Genomic DNA, 331 nt, shown 5'->3' with positions numbered 1-331 from the left:
AAAGCTCGACATTCCCGCGCTGGCGCCGTGGGTAGACCGCTTCGGCCTGTCGTCGCCCCGGCTCTACAACATGTACGGGATCACCGAGACCACAGTCCACTCCACGTTCTACGAGATCGTGGCCGAAGACCTGATGCCCGGCGCACCCAACCGCGTCGGCGTGCCCCTGGCCGACCTGACCATCCACCTGCTCGACCGAAACCAGCACCCCGTGCCGATCGGGGTGGCCGGCGAGATCTACGTCGGCGGCCCCGGCGTGGCCCGCGGCTACCTGAATCGGCCGGAGCTGAACACGCAGCGGTTCATCGCCGATCCGTTCGGGGGCGACCGC

At 68.6% G+C, this 331-nt stretch carries 1 protein-coding gene; it reads left to right on the top strand.

Features of this window, described 5'->3' with window-relative positions; translation table 11 throughout:
• On the top strand, nt 1-331 hold a 331-nt coding region (locus tag FXF52_RS41350), incomplete at both ends, for an AMP-binding protein (RefSeq protein ID WP_148805100.1).

Source organism: Micromonospora sp. MP36, assembly GCF_008119785.1.
GTDB lineage: Bacteria > Actinomycetota > Actinomycetes > Mycobacteriales > Micromonosporaceae > Micromonospora.
Note: the sequence above shows the minus strand (reverse complement) of the source record. Positions and strands in the feature narration are given on the sequence as shown.